The sequence below is a fragment of the Erythrobacter litoralis genome (assembly GCF_029760855.1).
Taxonomy (GTDB): Bacteria; Pseudomonadota; Alphaproteobacteria; order Sphingomonadales; family Sphingomonadaceae; genus Qipengyuania; species Qipengyuania litoralis_A.
Map to the genome: position 1 here is coordinate 419,242 of NZ_SOSI01000001.1, position 21,488 is coordinate 440,729.

The 21,488-nt window shown below is 61.8% G+C and carries 20 protein-coding genes; 7 read left to right on the forward strand and 13 right to left on the reverse strand.

Annotated features, from left to right (window positions below; translation table 11 throughout):
• The 4 genes from E3U23_RS01940 to E3U23_RS01955 all read left to right on the forward strand — a co-directional run bounded on the left by E3U23_RS01940 (position 1) and on the right by E3U23_RS01955 (position 4,322).
• The gene (locus E3U23_RS01940; RefSeq protein WP_279349493.1) at positions 1 to 783 is read left to right on the forward strand and encodes a hypothetical protein; all 783 of its coding nucleotides are present in this window, start codon (positions 1 to 3) and stop codon (positions 781 to 783) included.
• Positions 761 to 1,063 (forward strand): polyhydroxyalkanoic acid system family protein, encoded by a 303-nt coding sequence (locus E3U23_RS01945; RefSeq protein ID WP_279349494.1) that lies wholly within the window; start codon positions 761 to 763, stop codon positions 1,061 to 1,063. Before E3U23_RS01940 ends, E3U23_RS01945 begins: the two co-directional genes overlap by 23 nt.
• 137 nt (positions 1,064 to 1,200) lie before the next feature.
• Positions 1,201 to 1,758, forward strand: a complete 558-nt coding sequence (locus E3U23_RS01950; RefSeq protein ID WP_279349495.1) for a biliverdin-producing heme oxygenase — start codon at positions 1,201 to 1,203, stop codon at positions 1,756 to 1,758.
• A complete protein-coding gene (locus tag E3U23_RS01955) occupies positions 1,755 to 4,322 on the forward strand; it encodes an HWE histidine kinase domain-containing protein (RefSeq protein ID WP_279349496.1) in 2,568 nt (855 codons plus the stop codon). Before E3U23_RS01950 ends, E3U23_RS01955 begins: the two co-directional genes overlap by 4 nt.
• On the opposite strand, the gene E3U23_RS01960 is transcribed toward E3U23_RS01955, so the two are convergent.
• The 6 genes from E3U23_RS01960 to E3U23_RS01985 form a co-directional block, all read right to left on the reverse strand.
• Positions 4,306 to 5,085: a class I mannose-6-phosphate isomerase gene (locus E3U23_RS01960; protein ID WP_279349497.1), complete on the reverse strand. Its 780-nt coding sequence runs from the start codon at positions 5,083 to 5,085 to the stop codon at positions 4,306 to 4,308. The two genes, E3U23_RS01955 and E3U23_RS01960, sit on opposite strands and share 17 nt — an antisense overlap.
• A gap of 23 nt (positions 5,086 to 5,108) precedes the next feature.
• Positions 5,109 to 6,134, reverse strand: coding sequence for a mannose-1-phosphate guanylyltransferase (locus tag E3U23_RS01965; RefSeq protein ID WP_279349498.1), 1,026 nt, complete (start codon positions 6,132 to 6,134; stop codon positions 5,109 to 5,111).
• Between the two features lie 60 nt (positions 6,135 to 6,194).
• Entirely contained in the window at positions 6,195 to 6,911 is a 717-nt protein-coding gene (locus E3U23_RS01970; RefSeq protein WP_279349499.1) for a TonB family protein, read from the reverse strand.
• 121 nt (positions 6,912 to 7,032) lie between these two features.
• Positions 7,033 to 9,597 (reverse strand): TonB-dependent receptor, encoded by a 2,565-nt coding sequence (locus E3U23_RS01975; RefSeq protein WP_279349500.1) that lies wholly within the window; start codon positions 9,595 to 9,597, stop codon positions 7,033 to 7,035.
• Positions 9,598 to 9,855: 258 nt separating this feature from the next.
• A complete protein-coding gene (locus E3U23_RS01980) occupies positions 9,856 to 10,785 on the reverse strand; it encodes an isopenicillin N synthase family dioxygenase (protein WP_279349501.1) in 930 nt (309 codons plus the stop codon).
• A 10-nt stretch (positions 10,786 to 10,795) separates the two neighbouring features.
• A complete protein-coding gene (locus tag E3U23_RS01985; protein WP_279349502.1) occupies positions 10,796 to 12,115 on the reverse strand; it encodes a NupC/NupG family nucleoside CNT transporter in 1,320 nt (439 codons plus the stop codon).
• A 149-nt stretch (positions 12,116 to 12,264) separates the two neighbouring features.
• Between E3U23_RS01985 and E3U23_RS01990 the strand changes: the two genes are divergently transcribed.
• On the forward strand, positions 12,265 to 12,948 hold the full coding sequence (locus E3U23_RS01990; RefSeq protein ID WP_279349503.1) for a queuosine precursor transporter: 684 nt from the start codon (positions 12,265 to 12,267) through the stop codon (positions 12,946 to 12,948).
• Here the strand turns inward: E3U23_RS01990 and E3U23_RS01995 are convergent.
• From E3U23_RS01995 to E3U23_RS02005, 3 genes are all read right to left on the reverse strand, one after another.
• Complete coding sequence (locus E3U23_RS01995) at positions 12,945 to 13,460, reverse strand: DUF421 domain-containing protein (RefSeq protein ID WP_279349504.1); 516 nt, start codon at positions 13,458 to 13,460, stop codon at positions 12,945 to 12,947. The two genes, E3U23_RS01990 and E3U23_RS01995, sit on opposite strands and share 4 nt — an antisense overlap.
• 68 nt (positions 13,461 to 13,528) lie before the next feature.
• A complete protein-coding gene (locus tag E3U23_RS02000; protein ID WP_279349505.1) occupies positions 13,529 to 14,518 on the reverse strand; it encodes a radical SAM protein in 990 nt (329 codons plus the stop codon).
• Complete coding sequence (locus E3U23_RS02005; RefSeq protein WP_279349506.1) at positions 14,515 to 15,930, reverse strand: dihydrolipoyl dehydrogenase family protein; 1,416 nt, start codon at positions 15,928 to 15,930, stop codon at positions 14,515 to 14,517. The genes E3U23_RS02000 and E3U23_RS02005 overlap by 4 nt, the downstream gene beginning before the upstream one ends.
• A gap of 78 nt (positions 15,931 to 16,008) precedes the next feature.
• On the opposite strand from E3U23_RS02005, the gene E3U23_RS02010 reads away from it, so the two are divergent.
• A complete protein-coding gene (locus E3U23_RS02010; protein WP_279349507.1) occupies positions 16,009 to 17,064 on the forward strand; it encodes a methyltransferase domain-containing protein in 1,056 nt (351 codons plus the stop codon).
• On the forward strand, positions 17,058 to 18,071 hold the full coding sequence (locus E3U23_RS02015; RefSeq protein ID WP_279349508.1) for an SDR family oxidoreductase: 1,014 nt from the start codon (positions 17,058 to 17,060) through the stop codon (positions 18,069 to 18,071). Before E3U23_RS02010 ends, E3U23_RS02015 begins: the two co-directional genes overlap by 7 nt.
• On the opposite strand, the gene E3U23_RS02020 is transcribed toward E3U23_RS02015, so the two are convergent.
• Genes E3U23_RS02020 through E3U23_RS02035 form a run of 4 tightly spaced genes read right to left on the reverse strand, consistent with a single transcriptional unit; the run spans position 18,068 to position 21,415 of the window.
• Positions 18,068 to 18,790 carry a glycosyltransferase gene (locus tag E3U23_RS02020; protein WP_279349509.1) on the reverse strand — a complete coding sequence of 241 codons (723 nt, stop codon included), beginning with the start codon at positions 18,788 to 18,790 and terminating at the stop codon, positions 18,068 to 18,070. The genes E3U23_RS02015 and E3U23_RS02020 overlap by 4 nt on opposite strands.
• A complete protein-coding gene (locus tag E3U23_RS02025; RefSeq protein ID WP_279349510.1) occupies positions 18,787 to 19,506 on the reverse strand; it encodes a TIGR04282 family arsenosugar biosynthesis glycosyltransferase in 720 nt (239 codons plus the stop codon). Before E3U23_RS02025 ends, E3U23_RS02020 begins: the two co-directional genes overlap by 4 nt.
• Complete coding sequence (locus tag E3U23_RS02030) at positions 19,431 to 20,216, reverse strand: SDR family NAD(P)-dependent oxidoreductase (RefSeq protein ID WP_279349511.1); 786 nt, start codon at positions 20,214 to 20,216, stop codon at positions 19,431 to 19,433. Before E3U23_RS02030 ends, E3U23_RS02025 begins: the two co-directional genes overlap by 76 nt.
• 26 nt (positions 20,217 to 20,242) lie before the next feature.
• Positions 20,243 to 21,415, reverse strand: a complete 1,173-nt coding sequence (locus tag E3U23_RS02035) for an acetyl-CoA C-acetyltransferase (RefSeq protein ID WP_279349512.1) — start codon at positions 21,413 to 21,415, stop codon at positions 20,243 to 20,245.
• Positions 21,416 to 21,488 lie beyond the last annotated feature (73 nt).

Sequence of the window (21,488 nt, forward strand, 5' to 3'; positions counted from 1 at the left end):
ATGGCCGACCTCACCCGAGACAGCGACCGGATCATGCAGGACGCGCGGGTCGTGCGCGACGACAACCGTGCGGGCGGGCGCCATCGGCGTGGCGGGAAATCGATCGGCAAGCATTCCGCCGATGCGCGGCGCAAGCTTTGGATCAAGCGGGGGCGCAACATTGCGATCGCCCTGCTCGCAATCTGGGTGTCGACCGGCGTGCTCGGCATGATGCTCGACGGGATTGGCTTCCTCGGGGTGATGGCGCTGATCGTCGCCAGCGTCGTCGCTGTGGCCCTATTCGCGAACTACCCAAAAATGGCGACACCCAAGCGCGCCGATCTCAACAAGGGCGATGTCGGCCAGATGGTCACTCGCACGGAATTGTGGCTGGAAGCCCAGCGCCCCGCCCTGCCCCCGCCCGCCGCGCGGATCGTTGACGATATGGGCGTGCAGCTCGACGCGCTCGGCTTGCAGCTTCAAGGTCTCGATCAGAACCATCCGAAAGCGCGTGAGGTGCGCAGCCTGGTCGGCGAGCAATTGCCCGAAATGATCGACAGCTATCGCCGTATTCCCGCCAACCTGCGGGGCGAGAAGCGCAGCGGTGAAACGCCGGACGAGCAGTTGACCGACAGTCTGTCGAAAATCAGCGGTGAGATCGATTCGATCACGCGTCAGCTGGCCGAAGGCTCGCTCGACGATCTCGCCATCCGCCACCGTTTTCTCGATTATAAGTTCGGCTCCGCCCAGGATGGCGCACCGCAATTGAAGGGCCCCGACGATGCGCGTACCGATCCAGCATAGCCTTTCGAAAGAGGAAGTGCGCCACCGCCTCAGGACGCGCAGCCCCGAAATCAAGGATGCGGTGCCGGGCGGCATGGCAGATGTAACCACTGCCTGGCCGAACGAGGACTGCATGACCTTGAATGTGCGTGCACTCGGCCAATCGGTCGACGGGCGGGTCCTGATCGAGGAACGGCAGGTCGTGTTCGAGGTCGACCTGCCGCTCGCCCTCTCCTTCGTCGAACCGCTGATCCGCGGCGCAATCGAAAGCAAGGGACAGAAGCTGCTTGCGCCGAAGTAAGACCGATCGGAAGCGGAACAGAATCCTAGCTGAAGAATTGTGAACTGGAGACAGTCCCCATAGATTTGGGACATGATGATTCGCGTTGTATTCGGGGTAACGATCCCATCACCGGATCGGAATACAGGCGGGTCGTTTTGCAGCAGTTGGCTACCGAAAAACTGAGAGACGCGCTGCGGCGCCACACGCGCGAAGAGCATGACAGGCTCGATGCAACCCTGGGCGATTTGCCTGTCAGAAACGACGCGCAATACACGCGCTTCCTGCGCATCCAGTACCGGGCGCGCAAACCGATCGAAGCATGGTTCGAGCGACTAGACGATGACGCTATCGCAGCGCCTCCCCCACAGTGCGGCCTGATTGCGGAAGATTTGAGGGTCCTGGATATTCCGACGCCGAACGTGCAAGCCCCGTTTGAACTCGATAAATCTGGCTGGATCGGAGCGGCTTGGGTGCTTGCAGGATCGTCTCTCGGCAATCGGATGCTCCTCAAGCAACGTCGTCGTCGCGATCTCGATGGTCCGGTGGGCTTCCTTGCTTCGGAAGATATGGCCGCGTATTTTCATAAGATGTTGTCGTTTTTGCAGAAAAGCCATTCATCCGAACATCAGCAGAATGCCATAGAAGGCGCCAAGGCCGTGTTCGCACGGTTCGAAAGCGTGGCGGAACGGGAATTGGCGGAAGAGGTCGAATGAATACGCAGGACATGCAGGTCGATCTCACCAACTGCGATCGCGAACCGATCCACAAGCTCGGCAAGATACAGCCTTTCGGCGCGCTTCTAGCCGTCAACAGCGATTGGTTTCTAGCGCAGCTTTCCGAGAATTTCCGCGAGATTACGGGCGCTTCGCAGCAGCCAGAGATCGGTGCGAGGCTGGAAAACGTATTCTCGCCCGCCGCCGTCCGGCGGCTGCGCAGCGGCGTATCCGCCTTGCTCGACAGCGACCAGACGGAGCGTTTGTTCGGCGTCGACCTGTTCGATAACGGCAAGCTGTTCGATTGCGCGCTGCATTGCTCGGGTCCGTATTCCGTTATCGAAATCGAACCGCACGTCGACGGCGACGTGAACCGGCAAATCGCCGTTTTGCGTCCGATCATGACACGGCTCGAAAAGTACGATTCCGTCGAAACGCTGACCGCCGAAGGAGCGAGGCAGCTTCGCATGACGCTCGGGATCGACCGAGTCATGGTCTACCGCTTCCATGGCGATCTGTCGGGCGAAGTGATCGCGGAAGCGCGGCGCGACGATCTCGAGACGTTTTTCGGCCTGCGTTATCCAAAGACCGACATTCCGGCACAGGCGCGCGAACTCTACGTGCGCAATCGCTTCCGCATCATCAGCGATGTGCAGAGCGAACCAGTCGACATCGTCCCGGGCACTTCGATGGAAGGCGAGGAATTCGACCTTTCCATGAGCACGTTGCGCGCCGTCTCGCCCATCCACATCGAGTATCTGCGCAATATGGGCGTCGATGCTTCGCTCTCGATCTCGATCGTGATCGGCGGAAAATTGTGGGGCCTGTTCGCCTGTCACCATTATTCACCCAAGGTCCTGCCCTATTCGCAGCGCACGGCGGCGGAGCTCTTCTCCGAACTGTTTTCGCTCGTTCTCGACCGTGTTATCTCTGCCGAACAGCGGGCGCTGCGCGACAAGGGTCGCGAAGTGCATAACCGCCTGATGCGCGATATCGCTGCGGGCACGCCTTTGACGGAAAGCCTGCCGACGCTCGATCCGGTCATCCAGAAGATCATCCCGCATGACGGGGCGAGTATCTTCCTAGAAGACCGCTACCAATCGCGCGGCCGCACCCCGAACGAGGAAGAGTTTCGCGCACTGCTCCCGCAATTGAACAGTGCGGCGACCAGCAAGGTGCTCGCGCTTGATTCCGTTGCGGAGCGCATGCCGCGCGCGGAAGCCTTCGCCGATCGCGCGACGGGCGCTCTCATCATTCCGGTCTCGCGCACACCGCGCGATTTCCTCGTTCTGTGGCGCAAACCGTTGACGCAGACGGTGACCTGGGCTGGCAATCCTGAAAAGCCGGTCGAGTTCGGGCCGAACGGGCAGCGTCTCACGCCGCGCAAGAGTTTCGAGGCATGGCAGCAATCGGTCGAAGGGCGTAGTTCCCCCTGGACCGATGCCGAGGTGAGCATCGCGGAAGGCCTTCGGGTCACCCTGTTGGAAATTATCCTGCGCCTGACCGACGAGGCTGTTCAGGAGCGGGCGAAAGCGCAGCAGCAGCAGGAATTGCTGATTGCCGAACTCAACCACCGCGTGCGCAATATCCTCAATCTCATCCGCGGCCTCATCAACCAGTCGCGCAGCGAGGCCGAGGATATCGAAACCTTTGCCGAAATTGTTGGCGGACGTATTTCTTCGCTCGCATCGGCGCATGACAATATCACCAAGGGGAACTGGTCGTCCGCGCCATTGAGCGAACTGATCGAAACGGAAGTCGAAGCCTACACTTCGGGCAATAGCGACCGTGTGGCGTTAACCGGGCCGGAACCGCTGGTTTCGCCCGAAGCCTACACGGTCCTCGCACTGGTCATCCACGAGATGATCACCAATTCCGCAAAATACGGCTCGCTGACCGATTCCACCGGCATGCTCGACATCGATGTGACGCGCGACGATCTCGACGGTCTCGTTATTACATGGCGGGAGCGTGGCGGCCCTCCGGTGAAGCCGCCGACCCGCCGGGGCTTCGGCAGCACGATCATCGAACGCTCGATCCCGTTCGAACTCGGCGGTGAGGCGAAAATCGAATACAAGCTATCTGGTGTCGAGGCGCGCTTCATGATCCCGGCACGCTACATCACATGGAAAGCGGCAAAGGCACGCAAGGCGAAAGTCGCCGCGGCCCAATCTGGTCACACGGGCGAGGACGTCGATACGCTACAGCCGCCCGAAAACGTGCTGCTGGTCGAAGACAGCATGATCATTGCCCTGGATACGGAGGATTGCCTGCGCGATCTTGGGGTAAAGACAGTGCAGGTGGAAAGCTCGGTCGAAAGTGCCTTGGCTGCTTTGGACCGCGGTTTGCCGGACCTCGCTATCCTCGACTACAATCTCGGCAAGGAAAGCAGCGAACGGGTCGCGGAAAGGCTCGCCGAAAAGGGCGTGCCGTTCTGGCTCGCGACCGGTTACGGCGAGATGAGCGAACGCCTCGATGAGATCGGCGCAAGTGGATTGCTTACCAAACCCTATGGCAAGGACGAACTCGCGAAATTGATTGCGGAGCTCAATCAGCGTTCCTGACGACCGACGCGATCATGCATCGCGCTTCGCTATCGATTTCTACCTTTGCGGCCGCGGAAGCTTCGGCCGCACTGCCATTTTCGATCTCTTGCCCATTGACCCTGACCGTTCCCGAAAGAGGTAAGACGAGCAAGTTTTCATCGAACCCGAAGTCTTCGGGCCTCGAATTGCCCGCTATATGAGCCAGGCGGAACTTCGGACCATCGACAAGAAGCTTCGAACGATCCGGGTCGATTTGCTGCCAGTTTTCCGCGGGATGAGGCCCAGTCTTCGCGACGGCAAGCGCCTCGTCGAGATGCAACTCCCTCGGCCTGCCGTAGTCGTACAAACGGTATGTGATATCGGTGTTTTGCTGAATTTCCAGCAAGGTCAGCCCCGCGCCGATCGCGTGAACAGTACCGGAGGGCAGATAGACGAAATCGCCGGCCTTGACCGGATGCCATTCGAGCAATTCCTCGATCGAACCGTCCTCTGCCGACTTGCGGATCTGCTCCGGCGAAACCTCCTCCCGAAAGCCGACAGCCAAGACGGCGCCGGGGTCCGCATCGAGGACCAGCCAACATTCGTCCTTTCCCCTTCCGGTTGGACTGGTCTCGTCCGACGGATGGACCTGAACCGACAGCTTTTCCGAGGTGAACAAATATTTGGCCAACAAGGCATCGGTCATAGCGGTCGGTTCGAACCAGATTTCGCCTGTCTTGCTGTCGCGATTGGCGTTTTCGAACGGGTCCGGCAGCGTCGATCGCCCCCAAGGCTTCTCCACTCGCTTCGTTGATAACAAGGCGCTCATTGTCCGTTCGCTCCCGGTAAGTTTCTTACGTGTTGCGCCGCGCCGCGTCGCATCACCAGTATTTCGTCGCCGTCCACAACGACGATTACATCGTCCAACCCGACAACCGACACCCTCGGCCCGTCGCTATCGATGGTCACATTGCGCCCTTCGACCACGTCGCCGCGGGCATTGTACCAGTCGCGCCTGTCCCAGTCCTCACGCGCCGCCATCAGCGCATCCCAATCCCCTATGTCGGACCAGCCCATCTCGGCAGACACGACTGCCGCTCGTTCCGTATGCTCCATGACGGCGAAGTCGATCGACTCACCCTCCACCTTGCCGAAGCTATCTGCATCAGGGTAGAATACGTGCCTATCTTCCCGGCCGATCCTCACGGATCGGGCAACAGCGGAAGCAAGGGATGGACGGAAACGTTCGAGTTCCTCGAGTAGGTCTCCCGCGCGAAATATGAAGATCCCTGCATTCCAGACATAGCCACCATCGTCGAGAAACGCCTTGGCGCGCACCGCGTCGGGTTTCTCGACGAATTGCTCGACGAGAAATCCTTCGCCGAACCGTTCCCCCTGCTTGATATAACCGTAACCGGTTTCGGGTCGCGTCGGCGCGATACCCAGCGATACCAGATAACCCTGCTCTGCCAGCGCCGCGCCCTTACGCACCACAGCGCGAAACGCTTCGACATCGCCCACATGATGGTCGCTTGGACAAACGAGCATGAGTGCTTCGGGGGGTAAACGATGTGCAGCAAGAGCAATTGCGGCGGCCGTGTTCTTCGCGGCAGGTTCTACGATGAGGTCGTGCGTGTTGGCCTGATCGGAGATATGATCCGCATGTCCCGATCCGGCGACAATCAGCGGCTCCGCGAAAAGTACCCCATCCTCTACCCGGTCCAGCGCCATCTGAAACAGGGTCCGCTCACCGAGCAAGCGGAGAAAGGGCTTGGGTAAAGCAGGTCTGCTACGCGGCCATAACCGTGTTCCGCTGCCCCCACACAGAATTACAGGATGGATGCGTTGCATTCAGTCTATCGCGCCTCCTTCTGGCAGCAAATTCAACGCTTAAGAGCGCAACGCGATCCGTCAATTAAAGAAGCGCTGCCGATAATAGAATGAAGCTGCGACAGGCACTCCGTTTGCATCGCGGGCCGGCTCGAAACGCGTCTGCTCTATAGCGAGGCGGCAGACCGTGGCATCGGTTTCGGGAAAAGGGCTCGGCTGATAGATCGAGCATGAAGTAGCCCGACCTTGGGCCGAGACCTGCAGCCTTACGATTACCGACTCCCCAATCCGCGCCTGACGTCCACCCGGCGGTATGGGAAACGCCCTGATGTCTCGAATGTCCTGTAACAATTGCGGTTTCGATACGGCGACACTGCCCTGCCCGCTGCCCGATCCGCCTGCGCCGGTTCCGAAACCCGAGCCACCTGCTCCCGTCCCTTCGCCGCTTGCGGTTGCTCCAGTCGTGGATGCCTCGCCGGTCGAAGAAGCGCGCGGTGCCGGACGGTCTTCCCGTAAAACCTGTTTGGGCTGAGGTGCCGTCACGGGTCGCGGCACAGCCTCGCGTCCCGGCTCGCCTTGCGCCCCTTCATCGGCCTGCGGTTCGGGATCGGGTGGAGGTGTTGCCTCGGTCACGGAATCCGACACATCGAACACCGCCATAACCTCGCCCTCCACCGAAGCAACAGTCTCCGGCGCAAGAGCGCGAATGAAAGCGTAAAGGATGGCGAGATGCAGGAGAATGGTGGCGATTATCACCCAAACATTCGGGCGAACCCTGCCTTCGGAAAATTTGGACACGCTTCGGTTCACTCGAACAATACTCGCTCGAAACGTGCGTCGTTCCTGCTTCACCCTTACGCTTCACATAAAAAAACGGCGACCCGAAGGCCGCCGTTTCGTTTACCTTTTTGAAGGCTGATTAGAAGCCCAGAGTGAACGAGATGCTTCCCGCGCGCGGCGAACCGATCTGCGCGAAACCCTCACCAGTCACCCCGCCACCGAAGAAACCGATATAGTATTCATCGAACAGGTTGGTGATGTTGACTTGGATAGCAGCATCGCCACCCGTCGGTCCTTCGCCGAGAACGAAGCGGGCATCGAGATCGACCAGTGTGTAAGCCGGGGCTTCGGTCCGATTGATGTCGTCAACGAAACGCCGTCCGGTACGCTTTGCCTGAACTCCAAGTTCGATGGGGCCAAGGCTTGCCTGCGCACGACCACCGAAGGAGTAATTCGGTGTGCCGGATTCGTTCTTACCTTCGGTCGGGAAGAAGAAGGGGTCACCGATAGTATCTAGGGTGCATCCGAATTCCGTGTTCTGGACATTCCCATCACGATCAAGCGAGCAATTCCCACCGAGAACGTCTGCCTTGATCTCCGATTCGTTCAAGGAGCCGAACAGGTAAAGCAGGGTGTTGTCGGTCGGGCGGAACGCGATGGATCCGTCGAGACCGTATTTGTCGACGCGGCCGAGGTTACGGAAAACCGTCGCGCCTTCGCCGCGGTTTGCATTCGGATCGAAGGCAGACGCCAACCGGTTCTCGTAGCGGGTGTACCATACTCCCAACTGCGCTTCGATGCGGCGCGTGATGTACCGAAGGCCGACATCGACGCTATCCGTCGTTTCCGGAACGGGGCGCGCGAAGTCGCTGTCCGGGAGGTAGAGCGAGTCATAAAGCGGATCGGTGCCCGGTACGGAGATGCCCTTTGCGTAGTTCACGAAGGTCGAGAAGGCATCACCGAACTCATACGTAAATCCGGCCTGCGGAAGGACTCTATCGTAATTATAAGTACGCGTCTGAGGCGGCGCATAGTCTGGATTCGCTGCTTCGTAGGCAGCAAGATCGGCACCAGGATTGGGACAATCGACGAAACCGTTTACGGACGTTGTGTAGCAGTTTTGGTTCAATTCGCGCTTGAAGAACGGAGCGCGCAGGCCGAGCTTCGCCGTGAAGCCTCCGAAACGACCGATATATTCGCCCGAGACCTGATGCAGTATGGCGAATGACAGACGGTCACGCTTGTTCACTTCCACGCCGTTCACATCGAGAACGGGGTTGTCGATCGCAAATACATCGCTCGGCTCGCCGTTCTGAAGCATGAAAGTCGTCTCACCGGTCTGACGGTGGCGCGCACGATCCCAAGTATAGGCCAAACGAACACGTTGATCCGGATTAATTTCGTAAATCAGGTTCGCAACCACGCCATAACGATTGGTCTGCGTCTGGCTTGGATCGTTGCCGGCAACGCGGTCCAGGAGATCGCCGTCACCGTTTAGGTCGCGGCCAAAATAATAGCCGCCATTGAAGGCGCCGGTGTAACCGGTACCGCCGACGTTAAAAAATGCTTCGCGAAGATCATCGGGACCGCCACCGTTTGCCTTCACGTACTGGTAGCTAGGATCGAACGTGAAGATCAGGTTATCGGAAAGCGTAAAGCGCGAAGCACCGCGAATGTTGCCCGTGTCGGACGGATTATAGCGACGATAGAAGGGCGCGCCACAACCGTTACGATCGTCGTATTGCTCGGCCACGCCGTTGACACCGCCCTGACCGAAAAGCTGCCCCTGCGGAACTGAGCAGGGAAACGGTGCCTCTGCAGGTTTCGCATAAACGGTGAAACGCTCTTCCTTGGTGAAGTCGCCATCGTAGTAGGACAAGAGATCGCTCAGCGATTCCGAACCGGCGAAATTGTTGCGGTTCTGGTTGAAGTGACCAGCGACCGAAACGAAATCGCCGTTATTGCCGATGTCCTGCCAAATCCGGGCATTAACCTGCGTCTTGTCGATCTTGCCGTACGGATTGTAAGGAACCCCGTAGGTCGTATAGCTGAGCGATCCGAACGCCTTGGTGCCCATGCCGGTCAGATCGCCAGTGTCGACCATGCCGAATGCGCGCATGAAGACGGTGTCTTCTGCCCCTTCAGCGAGCACGTCACCGAACGTCATCGTGCCGAAGATGCCGAAATCGTCGCCGGGTTCGCGGGTCCGAATGTTGATCGTACCACCCGTTGCAGATGCAGTCGGGCTGTCGATGTCCGTCGTACCAAGATTAACGTTCACCTGCTCGAGTACTTCGGAATCGACTTGCTGGTTCGTATAAAGGGCATAGTTGCCCGAATCATTCAGCGGCAAACCATCGAGCGTTTGCGAAACGCGGTCGGCACCGAAACCACGAATGGTGAAGCCGCCCCCCGAAGAACCCCAGGGATCGTTGTTCTGGAAGCTGACGCCGGGAACGAGGTTCACGATATCATTGATCGTCTGGCCAGGGCGCTGACGCTGGATGATTTCAGCTTCGAGCGTTTGCTGCGCCTTAGGCGTATCAGGGATATTGATGCCACCGACGTCGCTAGCACGGGCGCCCGTCACGACGATCACGTCTTCTTCGAATTCAACAGAGCCGGTCGACTGCGCGAATACCGGTGTAGCGGTGGCTGCGGTGATGCCGACGAGGCTGGTCGCCAGCAAAAACTTGCACTTCATGGACGAAGATCCCTTGTCAATTTCGTTCGGTTTGGCCTGCCGAGGCAAGCCGACCGGCCCCGTCGCCGGTTCGACGACGCCCAAAGCGGGGGTTTTGTTACACAGTCAAGACAGGCCCACCCATCAATTTTGCCGCATCGCAGCATAAGGTGAATTAGAGCCTGAAATCCGTCATTTACGCATGTGGCAGAATCATCACACCACTGCTTCAATTTGTTTATCGAGCTTTTGGTTTCAGCTTTCGCTGCACCGCAACAATCAGGCGAGATTGATCTCTCGGAGTCGCTGCATCAGATAATCGTGACTCGAGATCGGCGGCAGCCTTTCGCTCTCCGGACGCTCCGCGCGGCAGTCGGGCAGTTGCTCGATCACGTAGTCCGGCCGGAAATGCAGGAAGAACGGCATGGAATAGCGTGCCCGGTACGCAGCCTCGCCCCGCGGATTGACGACGCGGTGCTGGGTCGAGCGGAGCTTGCCCGCCGTCAGCCGGTCGAGCATGTCGCCCACATTGATGACCAGCGCGCCTTCGGGCACATCGATCGCTTTCCACTCGCCCTGCGCGGTGAGCAGTTCGAGGCCCGCTTCCTCCGCGCCGAGCAGGAGCGTGATCGTGTTGATGTCGCCATGCGCGGCGGCGCGGATCGCACCCTCGGCTTCCGCGCCTTCGATGGGTGGATAGCGGAGCAGGCGCATGACGGAATTGCCGTCCGCAACCGTGGGCGCGAAGAAATCGCGAGCCAGACCGAGATGGATGGCGATGGCCTCCAGCACCCGGCCGCCCGCTTCGTCGAACGCATCGTACAGCGAAAGGAACGTTTCGCGGAATTCGGGCAATTCGGACGGCCATACATTGTCGGCCATGTATTGCGCCAACTCATGACCCTCGGGCAGTTCGCGTCCGACATGCCAGAACTCCTTGAGGTCGTGAACCTTCGCGTCCTTGGCCTTTTCCGTCCCGAACGGAGTATAGCCGCGCGCGCCGCCTCCGCCCGGAATGTGATAGGCGCGCTTGGTTTCGTCCGGCAGGGCGAAGAAGGCTTTCGAAAGCCCTTCCGCCCGGTCGATCAAGGTCTGAGAAATACCGTGATCGCGGACCACCGCGAACCCGTATTCCTCGAAGCTGCGACCCAGTTCGTCGGCCACATCTTCCAGCGGGCGGGCGAGGGAAACGGTGGCAATATCGGACATGGCTTGGATCTCAATAGGGCAGGAACAGGCCGGCGAGCGCGGCGCTCATGAGGTTCGCGAGCGATCCGGCGGCGAGCGCCCGGAGGCCGAGACGTGCAATAACGGGCCGCTGGTTCGGTGCCAAGCCGCCGGTCACCGCCATCTGGATCGCAATCGAGCTGAAATTGGCGAAGCCGCACAGCGCGAAGGTTACGATGGCGCGGCTGCGCTCGGTCAAGGCACCGGGATCGAGCGCGCCCAGTTCGATGAAGGCGACGAATTCGTTGAGCACGATCTTCGTCCCGAACAAACCGCCCGCGATACCTGCCTGGTCCCATGGAATACCGAGCAGGTACATGACTGGCGCGAACACCGCGCCGAGCACCATCTGGAAGCTCAGTCCGGGATAGCCGACCAAACCGCCGACCCAGCCGAGAAGACCGTTGGCGAGCGCCACCAGCGCCACGAAAGCCAGCACCATCGCGCCGACTGCGACGGCAAGCTTCACGCCCGTCTGCGCCCCTTGCGCCGCCGCCTCGATTATGTTCGCCGGTTTCTCGCCGTCTTCGAAGGTTTCTGCCACCTCCACTTCGTGCGCGCGGTGGCTCTCCGTTATCGCGGCGGGTCCTTCCGCGCTGATCCGGCCGCGCGGCAGGGCAAGTTCGCCTTCGGCCTGCGGCGACGGCTCACCGTCGTCGGGCATGATGATCTTGGCCATCAGTATCCCGCCCGGGGCCGACATGAAGGCGGCGGCAAGAAGGAAGGGTAGGTAGTCGTTGCCGAGCAGCCCCGCATAGGCGGCAAGGATTGTACCCGCGACACCGGCCATCCCAACGCTCATGAGGGTGAACAGCCTGCTTGGCGCGAGCGCCGCGAGATAGGGGCGGACAACCAGCGGGCTTTCCGACTGGCCGACGAAGATGTTCGCCGCCGCGCCGAGCGATTCGACCTTGGAAATGCCGGTCACCCAACCGATTGCCCCGCCGACCCAGCGCACCACGCGCTGCATGATGCCGACATGGTAGAGGATCGAGACAAGCGCAGCGAAGAAGATAATGACCGGCAGTGCGCCGAGCGCGAAGGTGTTGGCCAACGGGTTCGTCTCGTTCGGCCCGAACAGGAATTGCGTCCCCTGGTCGGCATAGGACAGAAGCGCGGCCACGCCGTTCGACATGCCTTGGATCGTTGCCCGGCCCCATCCGGTCGCCAGCACGAGGAATGCCATCAGCGCCTGAAGTGCGAAAGCCGCGCCGACTATGCGCAGTTTTATGCGCCGCTTGCCGGTCGAAAGCAGGAAGGCGATCAGCAGGATGGCCGCGATGCCCGCGATATTGATCAGGATATGCGGCACGAGGACCCCTCAAACCAAATTCGGCGTTCCCCGACAATCTGCGGAAGAATCGCCGCGCTGTCTTGCGCGTGCGCGGCACATAGTCAATTTCCGCAGGCCAATCGAAGCGTGGCCGTCAACAGCTTCGCGCCAGAAAGCGGATCAAGACCATGCCCGAACCCCATAACGAAACGCGCATCCATGCGAATGCGATACCCCGCGGCCTGTTCGTGTTCCTCGTCCTGTATGGCGGGCTGACCGTTATTGCCGGGGTGCTGGCCTTCAAGCAGGTGCAGCTCTGGCCGACCGATCTGGCGGTGGAATCCGGCATCTTCGCGTTTCTCGGGCTGGTCGTGATTTCCAGTACCATCGCGCAGCTCTATGGCGAGAAGCTTGCACGCCGGCTCGTATGGTGGGGCTTCCTGCCGCTCGCGATATCGGCGGCGCTGATTTATCTCGTTCTGTCGCTGCCCCCCTCGCCCGACATGGTGGCGTATCGTGGTCCCGATCTCGAGGCGTTCAACACCGTTTTGGCGCAAACGCCGCGGATCATGGCAGCCGGGCCTGCCGCCTATATCGTTTCACTGCTGCTCAATGTGTGGATTTTCTCCCGCTTGCGCGGTTCGGGTGAGGTCAATACGCTCGGCCTGATGGCGCGCGGAGCGATCGCCAGCGCGCTCAGCCAAGCGATCGACTCGGTGATTTTCGTGACACTCGCCTTCTATGGCGAGTTCGACATAACGAACCTGCTGATCGGCCAGGTGCTAGCCAAGGTAGCGCTCAGTATCGTCCTCGTGCCATTCCTCATCACGGGCGGCGTGGCCTTGGCGCGGAAACTGGATGGGACGACTTAGGTCTTTTCGACCCCTTCGATCAATTCATCTTCCAGCACGTCGCCGTGCAGGACGGAGACGTCTCCCGTCGACTCCAGCACGACTGCCCGCACTTTCGACATCTCGAGCACATTCGCCTCGCGCAATTTCGCAATGAGATCGCTTCGCGCCACGCGGGTTTCTTCAAGCGCAGCTTCGTTGATAACCCCGTTGCGCATCAGCATGATCGGCTTGTTCTGCATGAGTGATTCCGCCGTATCCGAACTGCGCCGGATCAGTGCCGCCGTCACCTGAACGCAGAACAGCGTTACGATGGCGACCGCGATTTGCGCGAACGTGCTCCAGTCGGTCGCCTGGCCTCCGCCTGCCAGAAGCGAGCCGAGCGCGATCGTCATGACGAAATCGAAAGTAGTCATCTTCGATAGCGATCGCAGCCCGACGATACGGATCATGATGACGATGAAGATCAGGCCGAACGCTGTCAGCAGTATGCCACGCGTGATGAGATCGGCGGTAGGATCAGTAAAAAACATGCAAGAGCCCCGTTTCGTGTCAGAGCATCAACGCATGGCGCGGCGGGTTGCCTCCGAACAAACCGATATCAGGCCGAACAGCTCGCTCCGCCCAGTACGCAGAAGCGCGCGCAGTGGGGATGGTTGAGAGCTATGTCCTCTGTCGCTTCGGCGAGCGTTTCGCCAAGATCGAAGCCCTCGGCATAAGGGAGGAGCGTGCAGGAAACGACGCGCGGGGAGGGCTCGCCCTTGCGATGGACGACCATGCGGCTGGTGGCGCACATGATGTCTTCCGGGCGCTTGCCAAGGATACCCCAGCAGGCGGTGGTGATTTCGGCGATGTCCTTGCTCTCGTCCATTTCCGGAAAGAGGACGAGGCGGGCGGGATCGTGCGCGTCGACACGTATGCTCTCGGCTTCGAACAGCGCGGCATAGGCCTCGCGGGCTTCGCCCTCGCCTTCGCCCGGCAGCAGGCGCCCCGCGACGGCGAGCGAGAAGCCGCATACCGACAGCCAACGGAGCCCGTCCATCGCCGCGTCCCAGCTCCTCGGTCCGCGCTCGGCCTCGTGGACGGTCTTGGTGTGATGGTCGAGGCTGACGCGCAGGGTCAGCCGGTCGCCCGCCTCCGCACGCAGAGCGAGCAAGGCGGCTTCGTGCCGGCGCATCGGCTTCATCGCATTGGTGAGGACGAGCACGTCGAACCCCCTGTCCAGCGCACCGGACAGGATCGCGAGAATATCAGGGTTCATGAACGGTTCGCCGCCGGTCAACCCGATCTCGCGCGTTCCCATCCCCCGCGCCTCGTTCATGAACCGCTCCGCATGGGCCTGCGAGAGGTAGAGCAGCGCATCGTTGGTCGGGCTGCTCTCGATATAGCAGCTGGCGCAGGCGAGATTGCACAGCGTGCCGGTATTGAGCCACAGCGTTTCAAGCTTGGTCAGGGGAACGGAGGCGCGCGGTTCGCCCTTCGCCGTCACCTGCGGATCGCTGAACTTCTCTGCCGGGAGCGCCCCGGCCTCCACCGCAAAGGGCGATGCACCGGCAGGCGCGTTGCGGGACTTGGTACGTGTTTCGCTCATGCGAAGCGCCGTCGCATTTTTGCGATGAACTGCGCATAACGCTTCGGGATCGGGCCGAACACGGTCGGCTCCCATGCACTGAATGCCGCTGCCTTGGCGATTTCGCTGCGAGTAGGATAAGCGATGATCGCGCTTCCGAGCGCGAAGGTGGAGGACTTGCCGGTGATCGCCTGGCTGAAAGGCAGTAAAAGATCGCCGGCGCTGCGTCCGACGATGCTGGCACCCAGCACCTTCTTGCCTTTCAGAATGAGCTTGAGCCGGCCTCTGGTGGCGTCCTCGGTCATCGCGCGCTCGTTGTCGTCGAAGCCTTCGGTGACGACCGTGATCGCATCGCCGTGCCGCTCACGCGCCTGGCTTTCGGTCATTCCGACCTGAGCGATTTCGGGCGAGGTATAGGTGCACCACGGCAGCGCCGACCAATCGACCTTGGTGGGTATCCCGAGCGTAATCTCCAGCGCGACATTGGATCCTTCATAGCCCGAAAGATGGGTCAGGCGCGGTCCGTCGCGGCAGTCGCCGATAGCGTAAATGCCTTTCACCGACGTGCGCCGCCGTTTGTCGACCGCGATGCCGTTGTCGCCCATCGCAACCCCGATCTCTTCGAGACCGAAGCCTCGGCAATTCGCAGTGCGCCCCGCCGCGATCAGGAGGTGCGAGCCTTCGATCCGTTCGCTGCCCGCAGTCAGCACCACCCCGCCGCCTGCCCGCTCGACCGCTCCGGCTTCGCCCTTCACGAAGCGCACACCTTCGGCCTCGAGCGCTGCTTTCACCACGGCCGCATTTTCAGGATCGTCGCGCGAGAGGACCTCGCCCGGCTCCACCAACGTCACCTCGCTACCCAGTCGGCGAAACGCCTGCGCCATCTCCATGCCGATATTGCCGCCGCCCACGATCACGAGGTGGCGCGGCAGCTCTGGAATGTCGAAGATCGTCTCGTTGGTGAGATACGGCACGTTGGCGATGCCCGCTATCGGAGGCACCGCCGGCTTCGAACCTGTGGCAATCACGATGCGCGGCGCGCGCAGTTCTCGCCCGTCTACCGTCACGCTCTGCCGCCCCGTCACCTTCGCCCAGCCGCGCAACACTTCGCAGCCCATTCCTTCGAAGGTTTCTTTGGAATCATGCGGCTCGATGGCCGCGATCACGCTGCGAATATGCGCCTTCACCCCTGCCCAATCGACCTGCGGCTTGCCCAGAGTCACGCCGAAGCGCTCCGCCGTCCGCGCTTTCGCCGCCCGCGCTGCTGCTGCCAGCAAAGCTTTCGACGGAACGCAGCCATCGTTCAGGCACTCGCCGCCCATCCTTCGCGCCTCGATCAGTGCCACGTCGAGTCCGAACAGCGCGCAGCCGCCCGCTGCCGTAAGCCCTGCGGCCCCGGCGCCGATCACGATAACGTCATGCGTGAATTTCATCTCTTGCCCCGTAGCCGAGTTTGCGTTGTATGCGAACCGAATGCGGCCATTCGCCGCGCAAACGGAACGGGCAAGGCCATGAACCTCCAGAACTCGCAGGATTATTACGGCAAGGTGCTGACCGGCTCGGCGGATTTGCAGACCGATGCCTGTTGCACCGCCGAAGCCCCGCCGCCTGCCGTCATGGCGGCAATGCGCAACGTGCACGAGGACGTCCGCGCCCGCTACTATGGCTGCGGCCTCGTCGCCCCGCAGGCAATCGAGGGATGCCACATTCTCGACCTCGGTTCCGGCAGCGGACAGGATGCGTACATCCTCGCGCAAATGGTCGGTGAAAACGGCAGCGTGACCGGTGTAGACGCGACGCCCGAGCAACTCGCCGTCGCGCGGCAGCACGAGGAATGGCACCGGGAACGGTTCGGCTACGCCCGGTCCAACGTCCGCTTCCTCGAAGGCGACATCGAGAAGCTCGGCGATCTCGACCTTGCCGAAGGTAGCTTCGACGTCATCGTTTCCAACTGCGTCATCAACCTCGTCGCCGACAAGCGCGCCGTGTTCGAAGCCGCGTTTCGCATGCTGAAGGACGGCGGCGAGCTCTACTTCTCCGACGTCTATTCCGAACGCCGCGTGCCCGAGCATTTGCTGAACGATCCGGTGCTGCACGGCGAATGCCTGTCCGGCGCGCTCTATTGGGGCGACTTCATCGCGCTCGCCAAGGCTGCAGGCTTCGCCGATCCGCGCCTCGTCACCAGCCGACCCTTGGGTATCGAGAATGCCGAGGTGGCCGAGAAATTAGACAAGATCGCCTTCCATTCCGCGACCTACCGCCTGTTCAAGTTACCGGACCTCGACAGCCAGTGCGAGGATTACGGGCAGGCGGTCCGCTACAAGGGCACAGTGGTGGGTGAGGAGCGCGCTTTCCTGCTCGACGGGCATCACCGGATCGAGGCGGGGCGGATGTTCCCGATCTGCGGCAATAGCTGGAAGATGCTGGCCGATACCCGCTTCGCGCCGCACTTCGAATTCTTCGGCGATTTCTCGACCCATTACGGGGTCTTTCCCGATTGCGGTATCGCGGTGCCGTTCGGCGCGGACGGCATCGCGAGCGATATGGCCAACACCGCCTGTTGCTGAGCGTCCTCGTCACCGGAGCCGCCGGCCTGCTCGGCGGAGAGGTTTGCGCGCGCCTACTGGCGGCTGGGCACCGAGTGACGGGCCTCGTCCATCGCAATCCCGATGTGCGTGCCAATAGCGGCACGGCCGTCCCCATCCGCACGCTCAGTGGCGACGTGTCCCGGCCGCGCTTCGGCTGGGACGAGGCGAAATGGTGTGCCGTCGCAGCCGAGCACGATCTCATCGTCCATTGCGCCGCAACGGTGCGGTTCGATTTGGCAGAAGAGGACTACCGCGCCGTCAACGTGGACGGGGTCCGCCATGCCGTCGCCTTGGCCGAGGCAGGCGGGATGCGATTCCTTCACGTCTCCACGGCCTATGTCTGCGGCGCGCGCGATGGCCCCGTTAGCGAGAACGATCCGCTGCCCGAAACCGGCTTCGCCAATGGCTACGAGGCGAGCAAGGCGGCGGGGGAGCGTTTGGTTCGGGCAAGCGGTCTCGATTGGACGATCGCCCGTCCCTCCATCGTCGTCGGCGAATATGACAGCGGCGCGATCCGCCAGTTCGACACGACCTACGCCGCCTTCAAACTGATCGCGGAGGGGCGTGTGCGCTCGATGCCCGCGCGCCCCGGCGCGACGCTCGATTTCGTGCCGCTGGATTATGTGGCGAAAGGTATTACCGCCTTGGTAGATAGCGAGAATGCGCGCGGCGAAACCGTACATCTCGTCTCGGCTCAACCGTTACCGGTAGAGGGCTTCGCCGCCGCCATCGGCGCCTATCCGCATTTCCACGAGCCGAACCTAGTTCCGCCTGATCGGTTCGACCCTGCCGCGCTCGCCCCGCTGGAACGCCGCCTCTACACGCGCATCGCGGGCCTCTATGCGAGCTACTTCGCGCGCAGCCCGCAGTTCGACGACAGAAATGCGCGAACCCTGCTCGGCGAGGGCTGCCCGCCGACCGGCCCCGCCTATATCCGCCGCCTGATCAACTATTGCATCGACACCGGCTTCCTGCCCTCGCCTTAGCGGATATGCGGATAGTGTTTCGCCATCCGGTGCCGCAGACCGAACGCCCACAGCATCCCGACCTTGAAATAGATCCAGTTCGCCTTCAGCACACCCCACGCGGCAATCCTGCGGTCGGACGTTTCGACGAATCGCGGCACCATCTTCACCCGGCCCAGCGCGGCAAATTTTACGCACAGGTCCGCCTCCTCCATCACCGCGTCCCCCGACGTGCAGCCCCCGACGGCCAGAAAGTCGTCCCGGCGGAAGAACATCGCATGGTCGCCGAACAACAGGCGCACGCCGCGCAGGAACAGGTGCGGCCGGGTTAGGAGCGGCGCGTACCAAGTCTTCGCCCAGTTATGCAGCGTGGTGCCCCATCGGGTGCGCTGCGGCCCGCGAATCAGTGGCGTGAAACTGGCGAGCGCAATGCGCCTGTCCGCCAGCGTGCGTTCGATCACCGCGATCATGTCGGCGGGCGGCAAGGTGTCTGCATGAAGTATGCAGACGATGTCGCCCCGCGCTTCCTTGACACCCGAATTGATCTGGATCGCCCGACCAGCCTGAGTTTCGAGTATTCGCCATCCCATACTTTCGGCCAGCGCGATGGTGCCATCCGCACTGCCGCCGTCGACAAGCAGGACTTCGCTCGGAGCCGGTTCCAGTGCCGCCAATCGTTCGATCAACGCTGGAAGCGCCTTTTCCTCGTCCAACGTCGGCACCAGAATCGTGACGCTCATTGGAGCTCGGGCCAACGGGCGAGATCCTCGCCGGTATCGATGTCGGCAAGCTCGGGCAGGATGGCGGGGCCGATGCGCCGGTCCGCGAGCCGCGAAAGGGTCTCGGTGAAAACCTTGGGCGTGCTCCATTCCATATCCTCGAACAGGAACGGCACGGCCCGGTTGAACCCGATAAGATAATAGCCGCCGTCCGTCGCCGGACCGAGCACGACATCGCGATCGTCCAGCGCCCCGGCGGCTGCGTTCAGCAATTCGGGCGACATGGCGGGGCAGTCGCTCCCGATGATGAGCGCCGGTGCCTCGACCCGCGCCATCCGCTCGCCGAGATCGCCTTCGCCCTGCTCGCAGACCGAAACATCCTTGCCATAGATGCGCTTGAAAAGTTCGGGCGCACCGCCCGTGACCCGCAATTCGAAATCGACGTCACTTTCTCGTGCCGCCTCAACCGTCATCGCCAGTAGCCGCGCATAAAGCCGCGCCGCCCCCTCTTCGCCCAGTGCCGGGATCAGCCGCGTCTTGACCTTGCCGGGTACAGGTAGGCGGGCGAAAATGGAAAGTTTCGGTGTGATACTCTTATGCTTTCGCGCGATCGGATTTGGAGCGGACTGACCGTGCTGACAGTCCGCTCCCTCCCGGCGATTTAGCGCGGCGCCATACGAATTGCGCCGTCGAGGCGTACGTCCTCGCCGTTGAAATAGCCGGTCTCGATCATGCACATGGCGAGCTTGGCGTATTCGTCCGGATTGCCGAGGCGCTTGGGGAAGGGAACGCTTTCGGCCAGCGCGTCCTTCACCTGCGGCGGGGCGGCGTTCATCAGGGGGGTGTTGAAGATGCCCGGGAGGATGGTGTTCACGCGGATGCCTTCGCGCATCAGGTCGCGCGCGATGGGCAGCGTCATGCCGACCACCCCGCCCTTCGATGCGGAATAGGCCGCCTGACCCATCTGTCCGTCTTCCGCCGCCACGCTAGCGGTATTGACGATCGCGCCGCGGTCGCCGTCGTCGGAAAGCGGGTCGAGCGTCATCATGCCCGCCGCCGACTTGGCGATGCAGCGGAAAGTGCCGATGAGGTTCACCTGGATGACGAATTCGAACGCCTGCAACGGATAGTGCTTGATCTCACCGGTCTGCTTGTCGCGGCTGGCAGTCTTGATGGCGTTGCCAATGCCCGCGCAATTGACAAGGATGCGCTCCTGCCCGTGCGCTTCGCGCGCCGTGGCGAAGGCGGCGTCGACCTCTTCCTCGCTGGTCACATTGACCTTGCAGAACACGCCGCCGAGTTCGCTGGCGAGCGCGTTGCCCTTTTCCTCGTTCATGTCGAACAGAGCGACCTTCGCGCCCTTCGCTGCAAGCGCGCGGGCGGTGGCGGCACCAAGGCCGGATGCGCCGCCGGTGACGATGGCGGGGGTATTGCTGCTGACTTCCATGTAATATCCTCTCGAATTATCGGTGATCAAAGCGCCTCGACGATGGTGACGTTGGCGACGCCGCCGCCTTCGCACATCGTCTGCAGGCCGTATTTCTTGCCGCGCGCCTTCAGCGCATGGATCAGCGTGGCCATCAACTTTGTCCCGCTGGCGCCCAGCGGATGTCCGAGGGCGATGGCCCCGCCATTCACATTGAGCTTCTCCGGGTCCGCGCCGGTGTGCTTGAGCCAGGCTAGCGGTACCGGAGCGAAGGCCTCGTTGACTTCGTATAGGTCGATATCGCCGATCGTCATGCCCGCCCGTTCCAACGCGCGGTCGGTCGCGAACAACGGCTCTTCCAGCATGATGACCGGATCGCCGGCGGTGACGGTGAGATTATGGATGCGCGCAAGCGGGGTGAGGCCGTGCTCCTTCAAGGCCCGCTCGCTGACGACCAGCACCGCGCTCGATCCGTCGCAGATCTGGCTGCTCGAGGCGGCGGTGATCTTGCCTTCGGGGCTCAGCAGCTTGACCGACTGGATGCCCTCCAGCGTCGCATCGAAGCGGATTCCCTCGTCCACAGTATGCATCTGTTCGCCCTCGGGCGTGTCGACCTCGACGGGCACGATCTCGTCCTCGAACGCGCCGTCCTTCGTCGCCCGAGCCGCCTTCTCGTGGCTGTGCAGGGCGAAGCGGTCGAGATCGTCTTTCGAGAAGCCGTGCTTTTGCGCGATCATCTCGGCACCGGCAAATTGCGACCACTGGATGCCAGGATAGTTCTCTTCGAGGCCGGGCGATTTGTAGTTCCCGAGGCCCTCTTTCATATGGAACATCGCGGTCGAGCCCATCGGCACCCGGCTCATGCTTTCGACGCCGCTGGCGATAACCACGTCCTGCGTCCCGCTCATCACCGCCTGCGCGGCGAACTGGATCGCCTGCTGAGAGGAACCGCACTGCCGGTCGATCGTGACGGCGGGCACGCCTTCGCCCAACCGCTTCGCCGCAAGCACCGCATTGCGCCCGACCTGCATCGCCTGCTCACCGCCCTGGCTGACACAGCCCATCACCACATCGTCGACCGCTTTCGCATCGAGCCCGCTGCGCGCCATCACCGCATCGAGCGAGTGTGCGGCAAGATCGACCGGATGGACACCTGCAAGCCGCCCGCCCCGCTTCCCCCCGGCCGTACGAACGGCTTCGACGATATAGGCTTCTGGCATGGCTCTCTCCGGCTGTCGGTTTCGTTTCGAGACCGGTTAGGAGAGCGACGGAGAGAGTCAAGGCATCAGCGGT